Below are 16,798 nucleotides of genomic sequence, written 5' to 3'. Positions count from 1 at the left end.
TCAGTCCTCGACGAAAAAATGCGGTACGAACCGGCTATTGTTGCCGGTGATTTCGGTTTTGTCCTCGCGAATGCCGATACCGGCCGGCTGGCCGGCGACGACCCAGGAACCGATCACCGGATAGTTGCCGGCGAACTCGGGCAGCGGCGTGTAACGTTGATAGATATAACCGTCGTCGCCGTACAGGCCGGCGGATTCGACGACGCTGCTGCCGCGGCGAATTTCGATGTTGGCGCCTTCGCGCGAATACAGCGGCTTGCGCACGTGATCGCCGAGCAGGGGCTTATCGGCGAAGCTGGCCGGCAACAAGTTGGGATGGCCCTCGAACAATTCCCACAAGATCGGCAGAATGCCTTTGTTGCTGAGAATTTGCTTCCAGGCCGGCTCCAGCAGGCTCGGATTGGCTTTGGGCAGATAAGGCCCGAATTCCTCGCGCAGCAGCCATTCCCACGGATACAGTTTGAACAAGGCCCGAATCGGCCGATCCTGCAAATCGACGAATTGTTGCTTCGCCGCGTGCCAGCCGATGTCTTCGATCGCCAGCCAATTCGGGCAAATGCCGGCCTGCAACGCGGTGTCCATCAAATAGGCAACATTGCCGGCATCCTCGTCGCTGTCGGCGACGCCGGCAAAATAGACCTCGGCGTGGCTGTGCCGATAGCCTTGCCAGAAGGCGATCAGTTTTTCGTGGATGGAATTGAACTGGTCGGCCTGCGGGTAACAATCGGTCAGCCAGAACCATTGCACGACGGCCGCTTCCGGCAACGCGGTCGGCGTGTCGGCGTTGTATTCCAGCAATTTCGGCGGCCCGTTGCCGTCCCAGGCCAAATCGAAGCGGCCGAACAAACTGGGGTCGCCGCGTTCCCACGATGCGGCCAGATAGGGCGCGGCCCAACGCGGAATCCGCAGCCGCTCGAACCAGTCGCGACGGATGACTTGTTCGACGGCATGCAAACACAGCCGATGCAGTTCGGCGGTGGCGTCGTCCAGCACGTCGATCTGGCTGCGGCTGAAACGGTAGCACGCCGATTCGTCCCAATAAACGTTGCCGTCTATGGTATGGAAATTCATGCCGACCGCTTCCAGCCGTTGCCGCCAGTCGGCGCGCGCTTGCCGCTCCAGGCGCTGCATGTCAGCCGCCGAAAAAGCCGTGCGAACCGCCGAACGAGCCGAAACCGCCGCGGCGGGTGCCGCTATGGCCGTCGTCGCTGCCGCCGCGGTAACTAGAACCCGAACCGCCGCCGTGGCCGCCGCTATGGCTGTTGTCGCATTCGACCGGATTGCCGTTGGCGTCGGTGCAATCCTGCCGAATTTTAAAATCGCCGGGCTGGCCGGCGTAACCGGCCAAGGACAGGCTGCCGAGCAAAGCCAGCGAGACCTGCAGCGAGCGGCGCGGAATCGGCACAGCGGCCGGGGTTGCCGGCGCGACTTGTAACAACTGTTCCCAATCCGACAGCCGCGGATAGAAATCGCGATGGTAAACGCCGCCGGCCAACAACAGCATGTAAAAATCCAGTTTGTTGCCGGATAACAGAAACAGCGGCAGACCCAACCAAGCCACGGCATTCGCCAGCAAGGCCGAGCGTAAGGCCTGGCCTTGGCCGCGTTGCACGCGCTGGTTGTAATTGCGCTCGGCCAACGGCAGCCGAGCTTGCAGACGCAACAGCGGGTACGCGGCCAACGCTGCCACGACGAACAATACTCGAATCGGCCAAACCAACACCGCCGGCGCATAACCGTTGAAGACCGGATAATGCCAGTACAGGTAAGTGGCGCAGACGACGTAGACCAACAGGTACAAGATCGTCAGGATGGTAATGAAACGAAAACTCGCCACCGCCTTTTCGAATTCGACGCAGGCGGCACTGTTGCTGCTCGGCGCCCGCATAAAATCGCCGATCCGATAAATATTGCGGCGGTAGGAATCCAACCATAGTCGGTGCTCTTCCGACAGAAACCAGCCCGCCACGGGAATAGACTCTCGGCTATTTTTGTCGGTGCCGTGAAAAAACTGTAGAGATTCGACGCCATCTTGTTTGTTAATTTTTACGGCCAGGGCGTGGGTCGGAATTGCGGTTGCACCGAACCAGCCGTTCTTGACGATTTTGTCCGGATAGAACGTAACCGCGCCAGTGCTAACAGTCTCGGCAAACTGTCGAAAAACGTAGGCGCCGAACAGCACCAGACACACTTCCAGCAAATAGAAGTTGCTGCTCAAACCGACCCAAACCAGCAGAAGAGCCAGCGGCAAGCCCAAACACAAAACCAACAACTTTTTCCAAAAGCGATAGGTGACGGTCAGTTTTTTATTCAAAGACGGCGGCGGCATGGCTGGCGAGGGTTAATAAAGTCGGGTAAGCATAGTTGCTAGATCGCAATTTGTCCGCTATCCGCCACCCGGCACAGGCTCGCCGTCTGCTCAGACCTGCGGCAGACCGCCGCGCAACAGGGCCTCGAAATCGGCGATCGGCATCGGCTTACCGAACAAATAACCTTGAAACGCATCGCATCCGTGCTGCTCCAGAAAGGCGCGCTGCGCGCCGGTCTCGACGCCCTCGGCGATGACTTCCATCCCCAGGTTTTTCGCCATCGCGATAATGGTCTGCACGATCACGGTATCGTCGGGATCGTCCAGAATATCCCTGACAAAACTTTGATCGATCTTCAGTTGGGCAATCGGCAGTTTGCGCAAATTGGACAATGACGAATTGCCGGTACCGAAATCGTCCATCGAGAAATGCACGCCAAAACCGCGCAGCGCGTGCATTTTGACGATGGTGTCCTCGATATCGTCCAAGACCAGGCTTTCGGTGAGTTCCAACTTCAAACGGCTGGGCTCGATTGCGATTTCCCGCAAGATTTGCACCACGCTATCGACGAAATCGGCTTGGCGAAATTGCCTTGGACTCACATTCACGGCTAATTGCAAATGCCGGGTCTTCGGGTCGGCTTCCCATTGTTTTAACTGCCGGCACGCGGTTTCCAGTACCCATTGGCCGATCTGCGAGATCAAGCCGATTTCTTCCGCCAACGCGATGAAATCCTTCGGCGGAATCAAACCTGACTCGGGATGCAGGCAACGAATCAATACCTCGGCGCCGAATACCACCCGATTTTTCCCGACTTGGGGCTGGTAGTGCAGTAAAAAACGGTTCTCGGCCAAGGCCCGATGCAAGTCGGCTTCCAATTTCATCCGGGCGTTGATGTTAGCCTGCATTTGCGGATCAAAAAAACGCACCGTGTTTTTGCCGGCCTTCTTGGCCTGATACATGGCGATGTCGGCCTGTTTCAACAAGGCCTCGATATCGAACTCGTGGTCGCGGAACAATACCGCGCCGACGCTGGGCGAGTTCCTGTATTCATGTTCTTTCAACAAATAGGGACTGGTCAGCGTCGCCAGAATCTTGTTGGCAACGATCTCGGTTTGCGCCAGGGCATCATGCTTCTCTTCGCCCAATTCGGTCAACATCACGACGAATTCGTCCCCACCGAGACGGGCCACGGTGTCTCCCTCGCGCACGCAGGCCGATAGCCGGCGGGCGACCTGTTGCAGCAACAAATCGCCCATATCGTGGCCCAGCGTGTCGTTCAACATCTTGAAGTTATCGAGGTCGATGAACAGTAGAGCGCCCGGGCGACCGCTGCGGGCGCTGATTGCCAATGCGTGTTTCAAGCGGTCTTGCAATAGCCGCCGGTTGGGTAGACCGGTCAAGGCGTCGTAAAACGCCAGGCGCTCGATTTCTTCGGCTGCCGCCTTCAACAAGCTAATGTCGATAAAGCTGGCAACGTAATTTTTCAGCTTGCCGTCCTGGTCCGTGACGGCAGAAATGGCTAGATGAACCGGAAAAAGGCGGCCGTCGATGGCCTGAATCAGCGTTTCGCCTTCCCAGGCACCACCGGCATCGACCGCATCCCACATCTCGGCATAATTGGTAATGTGCTGCATATCCAACTTCAACTCGCGCGGATCCTTACCGACCACGAGCTCGGCCGGGTAACCAGTAATCCGGGAAAAAGCCCGATTGACCCGCAGAATGTTGTGCGCAGAATCCAGCACCAAAATACCTTCCTGCGATTCGAACGCCGTCGCGGCAATCCGCAATTCGGCATCCAACAGACTTTGCGCCTTCAAGGCCTGATCCAGCCGGCTTTTTTGCGCCAAACCTTCCGGCAGCGTCACGGCCAACATATTGGCCATACCCAACTCGACATGGGTCCACGGTGCGCTGCGGCCGCGCCATAATTCGCTCCAAACTTCAAACGACTTGCGCGGCGTCAGCCGATAGCCGCCGGCTTCGTCCGCCACCAGGCCTTTCTCGGCCTGTCCGGCCCATTTCACGGTGCGCGGTTTTTCCGCCCTGAACCAGACGATACCGTTGTTGACGTCTGCGGCCAGCGGGGTACAAAGTAACCCGGAAGCAATGTCCTGGTAATCCGCCGCCGGGGCAAAATGTTTCGCCAGATGGTCGCAACTGAACGAGTGGTTAAATGCCTTGCCGGCCAGCCATTGCAGCAGGCCGTCCATTTGCGCCGGATTAGGGACCAGGCCATGGCTGTGGCGCCGGCCGTCTACCAAAGCGAGCACGCCGTTAGCATGCAGCAAGTGCATCAACTCCGGCAACAAACGTTGCAAAATCGTTTCTTCCTGGCTGGTAAAAATGTAGTTCAGCAATTCGCCGATCAAATGGTTGGCGCTGGTGACGTGGTTGTGCTGTTCTACGGCTTCGATGGCCGCAAGCTTCGCCGAGGTCATGCGGCTGATGAACACCGCGGCCTCGCGTTCGGCAAGCGACACCCGTTTCGGCGCATGGTGATGACAGGCAATCAAGCCCCAAAGCCGGCCGTTCTGCATGATCGATACCACCATGGAGGCGCTCACGCCGATATTGCGCAAATATTGGATATGGATCGGCGACAGGCAACGCAAAGCCGAATAGGTCATATCCAGAGGTTCGCCGGCCAAGGGGTTCAGGGCGGGCAACAACGGCACCGGATCGGCCTCGATATCCGCGACGACGCGCACCAAATTTAAAGTATACAGACGGCGCGCCTGGGCAGGAATGTCGCTGGCCGGAAAGTGCAACCCCAGATAGGAAGGCGCCGCTTCGATTCTGCTTTGGCTTATCACCTCGCCGTTCCACTCCGAATCGAAGCGGTAAATCATCACGCTATCGTATCCGCACAGGGTACGTACCAATATAGCCACCTGGTCAAAATACCGCTGGTATTCGCAGTCGTTATCGGCTTGCAGCAAGGCATGCTGCATCTGCAGTAACAGCTCGGCCAAAAGCGCTTCTTGCCGTTCCCCCGATTCGGCCATCAATTCGACGGCGAGGCCGCCGTTGCATGGATAGACATGCGCCTCCAACTCCATCGGCGAACCGGCCACGACAACGTTCAGCTTGCCGCTGGCGGTATTCCGGGCCCGGACGGAATCGGCCAACGCCAGCAATTGCTCGGCTGCCCTGTCACCGCACAATTCGGCGAATGGCAGGCCCAGTATTTGTTCGGCAGAACGCGCGAAAAACCGATCCAAATTGGCGCTGACTTGGACGATCTGCATTTCCGAGTCGAGACCGACAACCAACAACGCCCCGTGCGGTTGGATTTGGCCGATTTGGTGGATAGGCTCCGACTCGCATTTTTGCAACGCCTGCTCCAACTGCTCGCGAGAAATGCTAGTCAAGGCCGCCGCTCCAGCCCACAAATCTTACTATTACCGCCCGATCGAACTGTTGTTGAAACAACGCGAAAATCCGTTTGGCGGCAATCGATTCGGCAAAATCGATATGCCCACGGCCAATATTTGCGTTAGCCGTGCCATACCCGAAATAGAAACGGGCTTCGGCCGCCGCCGTTTCCAGTGCGGCCGGGCCGGTCGTAAAGTGGCGTAAGCCGGCTTGTAATCGGTAACTTTTGGTTCCGGACACATGATTCGAAGCGTCAGGCCGGTTATTGGAAAATGCGGCAAGGCAACGCTCCAAGAAGGCGCAAACCCGATACGGTAACTGCGGCACAAGCCGGTACCGGGCTAACGGACAGCCAGATCGCACGAATCCCGCCAATGAAGCACACCAGTCTAAGTCGGCTTGTTGCGCAATGACGTTGCGCAGAAACGCACGCATTCCATCCTGGCCGTTGGCATCTGGTCGCGGATCGGTCAGTTTCATTTCAGTGTTAGCCATTTGAAAAATGTAAGAATGGTCCTACAAATATACCACTGAATTCCACCGCGACTAGCGCTGTCCGCAGATTTTAAACGCTATCGTGCCTGGGCAAAGCGAAGTAGGCCTCGGCTCCCCCGAATAGTACTACTCGATTACTAACGATCGGGTTGAACGGGTCGAAGCTGAAGCAGCTTGCCGGCTGGCGCAAGGAAAACGGATACAAAGAAGCCACAATGCTAGATCAATATTGCGGTTTCAACCAAACCGCATCAGCCGAGGCTCTGCAACAAGGCGGGGTTGCCGCCGATCGCGGCGGTATTGATGCTGACGGTTTGCTCGACCGCGAACCGCGACAAATAATTCGGCCCGCCCGCTTTCGGACCGGTGCCGGACAGCCCCATGCCGCCGAAAGGTTGCACACCGACCACCGCCCCGATCATATTGCGGTTGACGTACAGATTACCGACCCTGGCATGGTTCGCCACGTACTGCATCGTCGATTCCAGCCGGGTGTGTAATCCCAGGGTCAGGCCGTAACCCGTGGCATTGATCGCCTCGACCACTTGGGCCAGTTCGCCGGCGCGGTAGCTGACCACATGCAAGATCGGCCCGAACACCTCGCCGTCCAGTACCTGCAGACCGGGAATCCGCACCAAACTCGGCGGAAAGAAACTACCGGCGGCGCAGACTGGCGGCAGCGGCGTTTGAAACAGCACCCTGCCGACTTGCGCCATGCGCTGCAGATGGGCGTGCAATGCAGCTAACGCAGCATCATCGATGATCGGACCGACATCGGTCTCGAAATCGCACGGCGAACCAAGCCGCAAAAGGCGCATCGCTCCTATCAGACGCTCGATCACGGCATCGCAAGTCTCCTCCGGCAAGAACAACACCCGCAACGCGGAACAGCGTTGGCCGGCACTATTGAAGGCCGATTGCAGCGCATCGCGCACCAGTTGTTCCGTGTGCGCGGAACTGTCGGCCAGCATCGCATTCAGACCGCCGGTTTCGGCGATCAAAGTAGCAATCGACCCGGAGCGCAGGCTCAATTGGCGGTTGATCAGACTGGCGGTTTCTACCGAGCCGGTAAAGGCCACGCCGGCCACGCGCGGGTCGCTCAACAAACGCTGGCCGATGCGTGCGCCGTCGCCCGGCAACAATTGCAATGCCGGCTTCGGCACGCCGGCCCGATGCAACAGCCTGACCGCGACCATGGCGGTCAACGCGGTTTGCTCGGCCGGCTTGGCGATCACGCTATTGCCGGCGAGCAAGGCCGCCGCAATCTGGCCGACGAAAATCGCCAACGGAAAATTCCACGGACTGATGCAAACGAACACGCCGCGGCCGCGGTAACCGAGCCGGTTGTCCTCGCCGGTCGGTCCGGGCAATGCTTGCGGCCGGCCGAACAAAGCCAGCGCGTTGGCGGCATAATAGCGGCACAAATCCACCGCCTCGCGCAATTCGGCTAAAGCATCGCTCAAGGTGCGGCCGCCCTCGCGAATGCACAACGCCAGCAATTCGCTTCGGTTACGTTCGAACAAATCGGCCGCCGTTTGCAGGCAGGCGGCGCGCTTCACGACCGGTTGCTGGCACCACGCCGCACACGCGCGTTCGGCAGCTTGCAGGGCGACATCGATCTCGGCCTCGCCGCTTGCCAACACTTGGCCGACCGCCGCCCCTCGATCATACGGGCTGTAAACGGTCCGGCCTTCGCCGCGCAAGCGCTTGCCATCGACCAGCGGCGACGCCTGCCAGAATTTGCCGGCGTATTCGTCCAATTCTCGGCGCAGATGGCGCAACACGGCTGGATCGCTCAAATTGATACCGGCCGAATTTCTGCGCTGCGGCGAGAACAATTCCGGTGGCGGCGCCAATTCCGCATGCGCCGCCGCGGCAAGTTGCTCTGCCGGGTCTTGCGCCAGTTGTCCGGCGGCAATCTGCGGATTTTCGATTTGATTGACGAAGGAACTGTTGGCGCCGTTCTCCAGCAAGCGCCGGACTAGATATGGCAACAGTTCGCGGTGGGCGCCGACCGGGGCGTAAACCCTGCAGACCAACTCGGATTCGCCCGATTCGAGCAAGGTGTCGTATAGCGCCTGGCCCATGCCGTGCAGACGTTGAAACTCGTAACCGGCATGACCTGGGCCGGCCATCGCTTGAATGGCGAGCACGCTGTGGGCGTTATGGGTCGCGAACTGGCCGTAAAAACAGTCCGGGCGCGCCAGAATGGCCTGGGCGCAGGCCAGATACGACAAATCGGTCGCGGCTTTGCGGGTAAACACCGGGTAACTTTCCCAACCTTGCTCCTGGGCACGTTTGATTTCGCTGTCCCAATAAGCCCCTTTGACCAGGCGGATCGGAATCCTGCGCCCGCCGCTTTGCGCCAACGCCGCCAGCCAATCGATCACGGTCAGCGCCCGTTTTTGGTAGGCTTGTACCGCCAAACCCAAGCCCGGCCAATCCGCCAATGTCGGATCGGCGAACACCGCCGCGAAAATGTCCAGCGACATTTCCAGACGCTCGGCTTCCTCGGCATCGACCGTCAGATTGATATTGGCGACCTTCGCTTGCTTGGCTAGACACAACAATTTTTCGCCGATCGCGGCCACCGCGTGCCGCTGTTGCAATACCTCGTAACGCGGATACAGGGCCGATAATTTCACCGAGATACCCGGATTTTCGAACAGCCTGCCATCGGCGGTATCGGCCAAACCGGCTATGGCCGCAGCGTATGCGGCGTAATAGCGCTCGGCATCCTCGGCGGTCAGCGCCGCCTCGCCGAGCATGTCGAACGAATAGCGGTATTGCGGACAGCGCCGCGCTCGCTCCAGCGCTTTGCCGAGGTCCTCGGCGATCACGAATTGCTCGGCCAGGATGCGCATGGCCTGGCTCACCGCGTTGCGAATCAGTGGTTCGCCCAGCCGTTCCAGCAACGCCCCGAACAGGTCGGCATCGGCGCGCCGCACCAAACGCTCTATGCCGCCACCGACCGCCAATGCGCCGCTGGCGAGATTGATCAACCAGGACTCGCTATGTCCCAGGTGGCGAAACCAATCTCCTCCAGCCAACTTGTCCTGCAAAAACCGGTTTTGCGTGGCCGGATCGGGGATGCGCAGCAGCGCTTCGGCCAAGCCCATCAACTGCAGGCCCTCAGCGCTGTTCAGGCCGTATTCCTGCAGAAAACCCTGAAACAAATCGGCACCGCTGCGTCGCCCGCGAATCGTTTCAATCAAACCTTCGGCCCGGGCCGCGGCCTGCTGCGGGCCGTAATCGGCCAAACCCGCGCGCAACGCCGCCACCGCCTCGGCTTCCGGCCGAGTATAGGCCTGGCGAATCCGCGCTCTCAGTCCTTCCAGTTCGTGTTCCGCCGGCATCGCCCCCTCCGCAGTTGCCCGATCAAATCGAAATCTCTGGGCTATGACACTCCGGCCGGGCATTCGTTGTCAATCGGCCAATCCGCCATGGCTGTCGTCCGCGGCTTGTTGGATCGAGGCCGGTCTGCTACTTTTGCCCGACAATCATTATTTGACCAGGAGACGATATGGCCGGCGGAATCGATTTCACGATGGGCTTTCACAACCGCGGTGCGCCGCGCAAGGCCCCCGGCGGCGAAGGATACCGGGTATATGTGTTGGCCAATTTTTCCGGCCGCTGCGACCTGCCCTGGCAACAACGGCCGATTCGAAAAATCGACGTCGACAATTTCGATCGGGTGATGCAGCAAATTGCGCCGAGCATCGCGCTCGGTCCGGCTTCCGCCCTGAAATTCGAAACCCTGGAAGATTTTCACCCGGACGCCTGGATCGGCAATATCAGGTTGTTGGCCGACCTGCAACGCTTGAAGCGGGAGTTGAATGACCCGGGTAGCGCCGAACAGGCCGCAGCCAAAATCCGCGCCTTCTTCCCGGCGGCCGAGCCGGCGCCGACCGCGGCCGAAACCGGCGGCGAGAGCCAGGAAGACATGTTGGAACGCCTGCTCGGCAAACGGCCGGAAGCGGCGACGCCCGCAACCGACTCGGTGGCAGAAATGATACGCGGCATCGTCGCTCCGCACGTAGCTAAGTCGGTCAGCGCCGAGCACCAGGCCCTGGCGGCTGCGGTAGACGCAACGATCTCGCAATTTATCGCTACGCTGCTGCACAGTCCGGACTTTCAAGAGTTGGAAGCGTTGTGGTTGGCCCTGCGCGATCTGCTGAACGAGGAAGGCGCCGACGCGCAGCAATGGTTTTTGCTGGACGTCAGTCAACAGGAATTGGCTCAGGCCGCGCAAACCGAACCGGACAGCCTGAAACTAAAACTGGAGACGCATTTGCGCAGCTCCGACGGCGATCCCCAAGTGCTGATGCTGAGCAATTACACCTTCAACGCCGACGAACAAGACCGCCCCACCCTGCACTATTGCAGTACATTAGCGGCCGCTTGCAATGGCCGTTTTCTGGCGGCCGCCGGCCACGAACTAGCCGGAAAACTGCTCGACCCCGCCTCGGTAACCAGCCAACAATGGTCCGGCATCTGTGCCGACCTGGGCGGCGAGCGTCTGATTCTGGCCTATCCCGGCGTATTGCAACGCCTGCCCTACGGCGCCAAGCGCGATCCGCTGCAAAGCCTGGATTTCGAAGAATGCGGGCTTCCGCCCGATCCGGCGGAACTGCTCTGGAGCAACCCGGCCTTTCTCGCCGTCCGCTTCCTGGTCAGAGCCGAGCAAGCCGTCGACGAAAACACCGGCTTTTTCGGCGACGTGCCGGCATTCAGTTATCCGTTGGACGGGGAAAGCGTTTTACAAGCCGCGACCGAATCAGTTCTGAACGAAATGCAGGCCCGCCGTTTATGGGACCACGGCGTAATGCCGGTCGTCAGTTTCCGGCAACGGCGAGGGGTTAAATTGCTGGATGCGGCGGCGCTGGTTTGATCTGCGCCACGGCTGATTCCATTACGTGTTTCTAGTACAGGTTTCTGGAAAATCCCGTTTCAACTTATTTATTCAACCTTGTTAAGTTAGCAGTCATTTGCCTTGAACCGAATTAAAGAAATTTTCCGCATAGACAAGCCGACGAAAAATAGTTAAGCCATCTAAAACCGGAATCGATGTTCCTGCCAAAACCAATCGTGCCTCAATTGTTGGGCGGGATGATTTCAAAGATCGTCCCGCCCGGAAGAATTGTGATTTAATTTCCAAAAACCTCCTACTGTCTGGTTGCATTGCAGGCGGAAAGTCTGTCCAAGGCCAAAAAGACGCCGCCGACAGACATTATGCCAATTGCATCAAAATAAGCATCCGGTAAACCGGTAATTACTTTTCAGCTCGCTGACAAAATAATATTGCGTCTCGCCAGTCCAAACCCTTTCCTACCGCTTTTTCAAAACAATCGACTGTGTTTTTTGCATTATTGGTACCGGCACAGAGATTGATGATATTTTGCCAATCCCAACTGATACCTTTACCCCAGTTTACTCTGCCGTCCAGCACACTCAGATAGCAGGCACCGGGCTCGGCCGGCTTGGTAGTCCCGGCGCAAAGTTGTTTGATGTTTTTGGGCTCCCAATTCATATTCTTCTCGTCATTCCAAGGTATTTTGCCTTGAACCGAGTTGAAGCATTCAGTCTCGTGGTCGGTAGCCTGGGCGGTTATCGGATTAAAAGATAGTGTTATGAAACCAACAGCGGCCGCCAATTTGATCAGTCGGTAATGGGTAATCGATGTTTTCATGGACAACTCCCGGAGTATTTTAATTTTGATGGAAAACGCAATTAAATAATAACGTCATATTTTCGTTGAAAAGCCGTGAAATACTCAGGCTTTTTCGTTCTGATTGACGCGCTTAATGTTCCATGAAAATAAAATTTGTCGAGTATCTTCAACCGCATTATTACCTCTTCGTACACATCAAATAATATCGGCGCAAAGAAGCTTTCAAGCTTAAAAACTTGATTAACAAAAACCAATTATCACAAGCCATTTTGCTTCAGAGCATCGTTACACCAATAGCGGGTCAGATCATTACCGGAAAACCTAGCCACCGAAAACTCTTCAATATCGACCGAATTCGAGCTTATACGACCTTCGGTAATCAAGTCGGCAATGATCTCTCCGAAAATAGGCGCATATTTCAAGGCCTGGCCGGCACCCAGGCAGTGATACAGGTTATTGAATCGGGAATCTGAGCCCAGAATGAATTTCAAATCGGGAGTGATATCGAAAAACGAATGATAGCCGCCGGCATAGACCGGTTTACCGATCGCAGGGAAACGATCGATCACTCTGCCAAGATAATTGTCGAGTTGCTGATGGGAAACATTAAAACTCAACGCGTCGTAAATCACGTTGGTACCCTCGGGATTCATTGCCGTTCGGCTGAAGGAGCGGGCAATATCCTTGGGCTTGCGGCTGCGCGGTTGATGCATGTGCAAAATGCTGCCGCGCCAACGGCGAAAGTAAGCTTGATTGACATAATCTGCGATGATTGGCATGCCGTCGGGAATATCATCGGCACTGACCAGAAAGTTGGCCGCATAGACCGGTTCCAACGCCACCGGAATCTGCAAGCCGAGTCCGGCAAACAATTCCGCGCTCCAGGCACCGGCGGCATTGATCACGTGTTCCGCAAAAAATCTGCCTTGACTGGTATGTAGGGCACAGATACCTTGGCCCGAAACCTCAAAATCGATGACGGTGCAATGCTCCAGGACGTCGATGCGATTTTTTTTCGCCGCGGTCTGCATCGCATTCAATATCTGCGGAGAATCCAACTGCAACACGTCTGGCTCGTGGTAGTAAATCTCGTCCGGCGAGGTTTTTAGCGCTTGCCGGCTCATTGCCATCACGTCGCGATGAGAAATCATCGCAAAGTCTATGCCCTCCCCTTGCAGCAACCGCTCCAGCTCGGCCCAATTTTCGCCGCCGCTGCCACCGGCGTTTTCCGCAATCCAGATGGCGCCGGGCTGCTCGTACGGGATACTCACGCCCCAAAGCGGTCTGAGATTCTTCCAGTATTGGGTAGCCATCTTGGCCATCCGCGCCGCCATCGGCGAGGCATTGGCGGAACGAACTATCGCGCTGTGGCGCGAACTGAGGCCGGCGCCCAACACTTTCTTCTCGACGATAGCGACCTTACCGCCTTTGTTGCCCAATCGACGCTGAACCGAAAAGGCACAGGCTGCACCGAGGCAACCGCCGCCGATGACGACGGTGTGATAAGACTTGTTCATGATGCCTCCCGCTTGATCGGCAGATTCATAGACAGTCCTGCGGTGATTATCACGATTTTATGGCGGAAATGCCGCCGTCGACATGCTGGATTTGCCCGGTGATCCAGCGCGCCTTATCCGACAACAAAAACAAAGCCATTTGCGCAATGTCCTCCGCCTCGCCCAGACGTTTCAGGGGATGGCGACCTGCCGCGGCGTGCCTCTTGGCGTCTTCTTTGAGTAAATTGGCGGCCAACGGCGTGTCGGTCAGTGAGGGCGCTATAGCGTTGACTCTAATTTTCGGCGCCCATTCCGCCGCCAACGCCCGAGTCAGCCCTTCAACGGCGCCTTTGGCCGCCGACACCGAAGTATGGAAAGGAAAACCGGTTTGTACGGCCACGGAACTGAACAACACCACCGACGCCGCCTCGGCCGCTTGCAGATTTGCCTGATACCGCTGCAGACAACGCACCGCCCCGATCAGATTGAGTTGCAAATCGGCGACAAACTCGTCGGGTTGGATGCGGGCAAAAGGTTTCAGGTTGATGCTGCCTGGACAATAAACCAAGCCGTTCATTGGACCGTCGATATCGGGGAGTGGATCGCTCGCAACATCGCAACGGTAATGCGCGCAAACATCCGTAACCGTTTCGGCGCGCGATAACGAATGAACCTCGAAATCCGCCTTCCCCAACCGTGCAATAGCGGCGCCGATACCGCTGCTGGACCCTACAATCAGAACTCTACGCATTGCCACCCCTCGATTGAAGCGTTAATTTTCGTGGAGGTGGGGTACTAGCGATTTGTTGTTGTATGCGCTGTGACAGACTGAGTTTTTGGATCGCTAGTCCCCATGCACGGAAGGCTACCGCGGCGATTCGCTTAGTCAATTCAATCAAAAAAATCATGACCAGCGGTCAGCGCCGCAAAGCCGGAGGCGGGTTCGGACCCAAACCCGTTGGCCATGTGCGCTGGGTTTGCAAACCTCGACTACCGACGCCTGCCAACGTCAGCCGAGTCAAACCCGCCGCGCCAAAATCTGCTCGATCTCCCCATTGGTCAACACGATCGGATTAGTCTGCATGCCGCCGCCGCGGTTGGCGACGATGTGGGAGAAGTCGGCTGCGGCGATGCCTTAGGCGCCGCGGCGGTTCAATTGTAGGGTATCGCTCCATTCGGCCAACAGTGCGATCAGGGCATAGCGAGCTTGTTGGTCGTCCAGGACCGTAGGGCGTTTTCGCGATAGCAAAACGCCGGGGAGTCCAGGTTTTGGCGGATTGTCGCTACCGCTCCGAATCCGCCTTACGGCCTTATCAGCATCCAGAGTTAACCTAATAAATCAAATAACATTTTTTTGACAGTCATAACAATAAGCGTAGCCACCAAACTTTTTCTTATTATTCCAGCAAAAAATACCTACCTTATAAGGAATTTTTATCCCACATGAATAACAAATAAGTTTTTTCTTTTGATTATCGCCAGACTCTTCTGCTTGTTTTTCAACTGCCTTATACTCTAAAGGCTCTTCTTTAACTTGGTTCTCCTTGACTGGAATTGACTTACTTATTTCTTCGATATCAGGCAAGCCAAACTTTGCAGGCCAGTTAAATTTTATTGGTTTGTGCTGAGAAACGATATCCCTGGCAAGTTTCTCGACAGTATCAGACCCCACTACCTTAACCAAGGTTAACAGGTTATTATCTTTATCAATTAATTTATCGATATAACTAATAAATTGATCTGTTTTTACAATGCTTTCAATTTCATCTATTTTCTTGTTAGGTCTTAATATCCTGGCATTTTTAGAAACCAAGACATTCGCCATATACTTTGGTTTAATAGATAATCCTAGTCTTTCTGGTAATTTAACTGCTTTTGAGTTAAACAACTTTTCTAATATTAATACATGTTTTTTATTTTGCTCAATCGGTGATGGAATTCCATAAGGCTTGCCGCCATAGAAAGCAGAAAATTCCATTTGCTCGTTGATGACGATCCCTTCAAAGAATCGCTTACTTTCGCAAACATAAATTTCCAGAAATCTATTAATGATTAAGTGATCGATTTGAGCAACCAGACCATCAACCTCGATTCTGAGATCGTGTATGACAAACCAATTTTTGCTATCTTTGAAGCGCATCTTCATTTCATAGGCTGCTTCTTCCTCACCCTTAATGCCAGACCTAATATTTTTTATTTCACGATCAATCAGCTTCCTGGTTTCGCTTTTTGCTTTCGGATGGCGCAAGAGAATTTCGAGCGTATCCAAATCATCTTGCCTGGAATCAGCTTCTTTTATAATCATATTATTAGCCTTTTTTATTCTGAACTAAAAGTAGGTCAATGATAAGGCATATTCTAACAGAAAAACATTATCGTCTTAACATCCAAATTCAATGCATTATTGACATATTAGGTTAATAGCAGTTTAAATTCACCGTCCTAACAACTCAGACGAATGAAGAATACTAAAAACAAAGCTCACTTTGATAACGGTGATTTGAAAAAGCAGTTGAGCCGAAAAAAACCCGTTCGCCCTAGCTTGTCAAAAGAGGGGCGGAATTTTTCATTCACCCAACGGGCGAGTGTGTTGTGAGCCACTCATGCTTTGACGTTGCTCAGCACGAACGATCCACGACATACCTTAACGGCTCTTTCTAGGTTGAATGACGGTGTTGGTAAGGTGCGCGGGGGCCTCGGGCGCCGATCTGAGAACTAGAGGCACGGTCTTCTGTGGGAATACATACCGAATTTTGGAGTCTGATATGCATTCCCACGCAGGAGCGTAGGAACAAGTAACGATAAGGGTAACTTGACCGCGAAAGCGTGGCGACAATAGGAAAATCTGCTCAATATCCCCATCGGTCAACACGATCGGATTAGTCTGTATGCTGCTGCCGCGGGCGTTGGCGAGAAGTCGGCTGCGGCGATGCCGTAGGCGCCGAGGCGGTCCAATTGCAGGGTATCGCTCCATTCGGCCAACAGTGCGATCAGGGTATCGCGGGCTTGTTGGTCGTCCAGGACCGTAGAGCGTTTTCGCGACAACAAAGCGGCGGGTGGTTTCGAGGTTTTGGCGGATTGTCGCTACCGCTCCGAATCCGCCTCACGGCCTTTCTGGCGATTTAATGCCCGCCGGAAACGCTAACGCTTATTCCGGACTGGGCTAATTTACCGAGAGGCCAGCGTGACAGGAAAGTGCCGGTAGAGTCGAGATGTGGCGCGGTAGCATTAGGTTTGGCTTGCTGTTTCCGTCCCTTTCGTTTGACGGTGTCCTAATAGCCTTGCCTTAACCCCGTTTCCACACCCCGCTCATCGAACCGGACAGGCAGATTTCCCGCATCCGGCTCTCGGACAAAATGTCATGCTTTCGCCCACGGCTCGTCACACCCCAAGCGGCTTAGGCGTATCAAACCAAGAGTCTGATAGAGGTACGGAAGTGGATAGCT

9 protein-coding genes are annotated in these 16,798 nt (G+C 55.8%); 1 reads left to right on the top strand and 8 read right to left on the bottom strand.

The features are described 5' to 3' along the window. From NP603_RS19550 to putA, 4 genes are all read right to left on the bottom strand, one after another. Window positions 1-1,131 (bottom strand): glutathionylspermidine synthase family protein, encoded by a 1,131-nt coding sequence (locus NP603_RS19550; RefSeq protein WP_256612532.1) that lies wholly within the window; start codon window positions 1,129-1,131, stop codon window positions 1-3. A 1-nt stretch (window position 1,132) separates the two neighbouring features. Beyond that, on the bottom strand, window positions 1,133-2,314 hold the full coding sequence (locus NP603_RS19545; protein WP_256612531.1) for a hypothetical protein: 1,182 nt from the start codon (window positions 2,312-2,314) through the stop codon (window positions 1,133-1,135). Between the two features lie 105 nt (window positions 2,315-2,419). Then, the gene (locus NP603_RS19540) at window positions 2,420-5,686 is read right to left on the bottom strand and encodes a bifunctional diguanylate cyclase/phosphodiesterase (RefSeq protein ID WP_256612530.1); all 3,267 of its coding nucleotides are present in this window, start codon (window positions 5,684-5,686) and stop codon (window positions 2,420-2,422) included. A gap of 750 nt (window positions 5,687-6,436) precedes the next feature. Further along, a complete protein-coding gene (gene putA / locus NP603_RS19535) occupies window positions 6,437-9,541 on the bottom strand; it encodes a bifunctional proline dehydrogenase/L-glutamate gamma-semialdehyde dehydrogenase PutA (protein WP_256612529.1) in 3,105 nt (1,034 codons plus the stop codon). Between the two features lie 167 nt (window positions 9,542-9,708). Here putA and NP603_RS19530 point away from each other — a divergent pair, with 167 nt between their 5' ends. Continuing rightward, window positions 9,709-11,076 (top strand): type VI secretion system contractile sheath domain-containing protein, encoded by a 1,368-nt coding sequence (locus NP603_RS19530; RefSeq protein WP_256612528.1) that lies wholly within the window; start codon window positions 9,709-9,711, stop codon window positions 11,074-11,076. 381 nt (window positions 11,077-11,457) lie between these two features. On the opposite strand, the gene NP603_RS19525 is transcribed toward NP603_RS19530, so the two are convergent. From NP603_RS19525 to NP603_RS19510, 4 genes are all read right to left on the bottom strand, one after another. Then, window positions 11,458-11,874 carry a hypothetical protein gene (locus NP603_RS19525; protein ID WP_256612527.1) on the bottom strand — a complete coding sequence of 139 codons (417 nt, stop codon included), beginning with the start codon at window positions 11,872-11,874 and terminating at the stop codon, window positions 11,458-11,460. Window positions 11,875-12,113: 239 nt separating this feature from the next. Then, complete coding sequence (locus tag NP603_RS19520; protein ID WP_256612526.1) at window positions 12,114-13,373, bottom strand: NAD(P)/FAD-dependent oxidoreductase; 1,260 nt, start codon at window positions 13,371-13,373, stop codon at window positions 12,114-12,116. A gap of 49 nt (window positions 13,374-13,422) precedes the next feature. Then, window positions 13,423-14,103 (bottom strand): SDR family NAD(P)-dependent oxidoreductase, encoded by a 681-nt coding sequence (locus NP603_RS19515; RefSeq protein ID WP_256612525.1) that lies wholly within the window; start codon window positions 14,101-14,103, stop codon window positions 13,423-13,425. Window positions 14,104-14,691: 588 nt separating this feature from the next. Beyond that, window positions 14,692-15,657 (bottom strand): nuclease-related domain-containing protein, encoded by a 966-nt coding sequence (locus tag NP603_RS19510; RefSeq protein WP_256612524.1) that lies wholly within the window; start codon window positions 15,655-15,657, stop codon window positions 14,692-14,694. Between the last annotated feature and the right edge of the window lie 1,141 nt (window positions 15,658-16,798).

Source organism: Methylomonas aurea (assembly GCF_024505045.1).
Taxonomy (GTDB): Bacteria; Pseudomonadota; Gammaproteobacteria; order Methylococcales; family Methylomonadaceae; genus Methylomonas; species Methylomonas aurea.
Note: the sequence above shows the minus strand (reverse complement) of the source record. Positions and strands in the feature narration are given on the sequence as shown.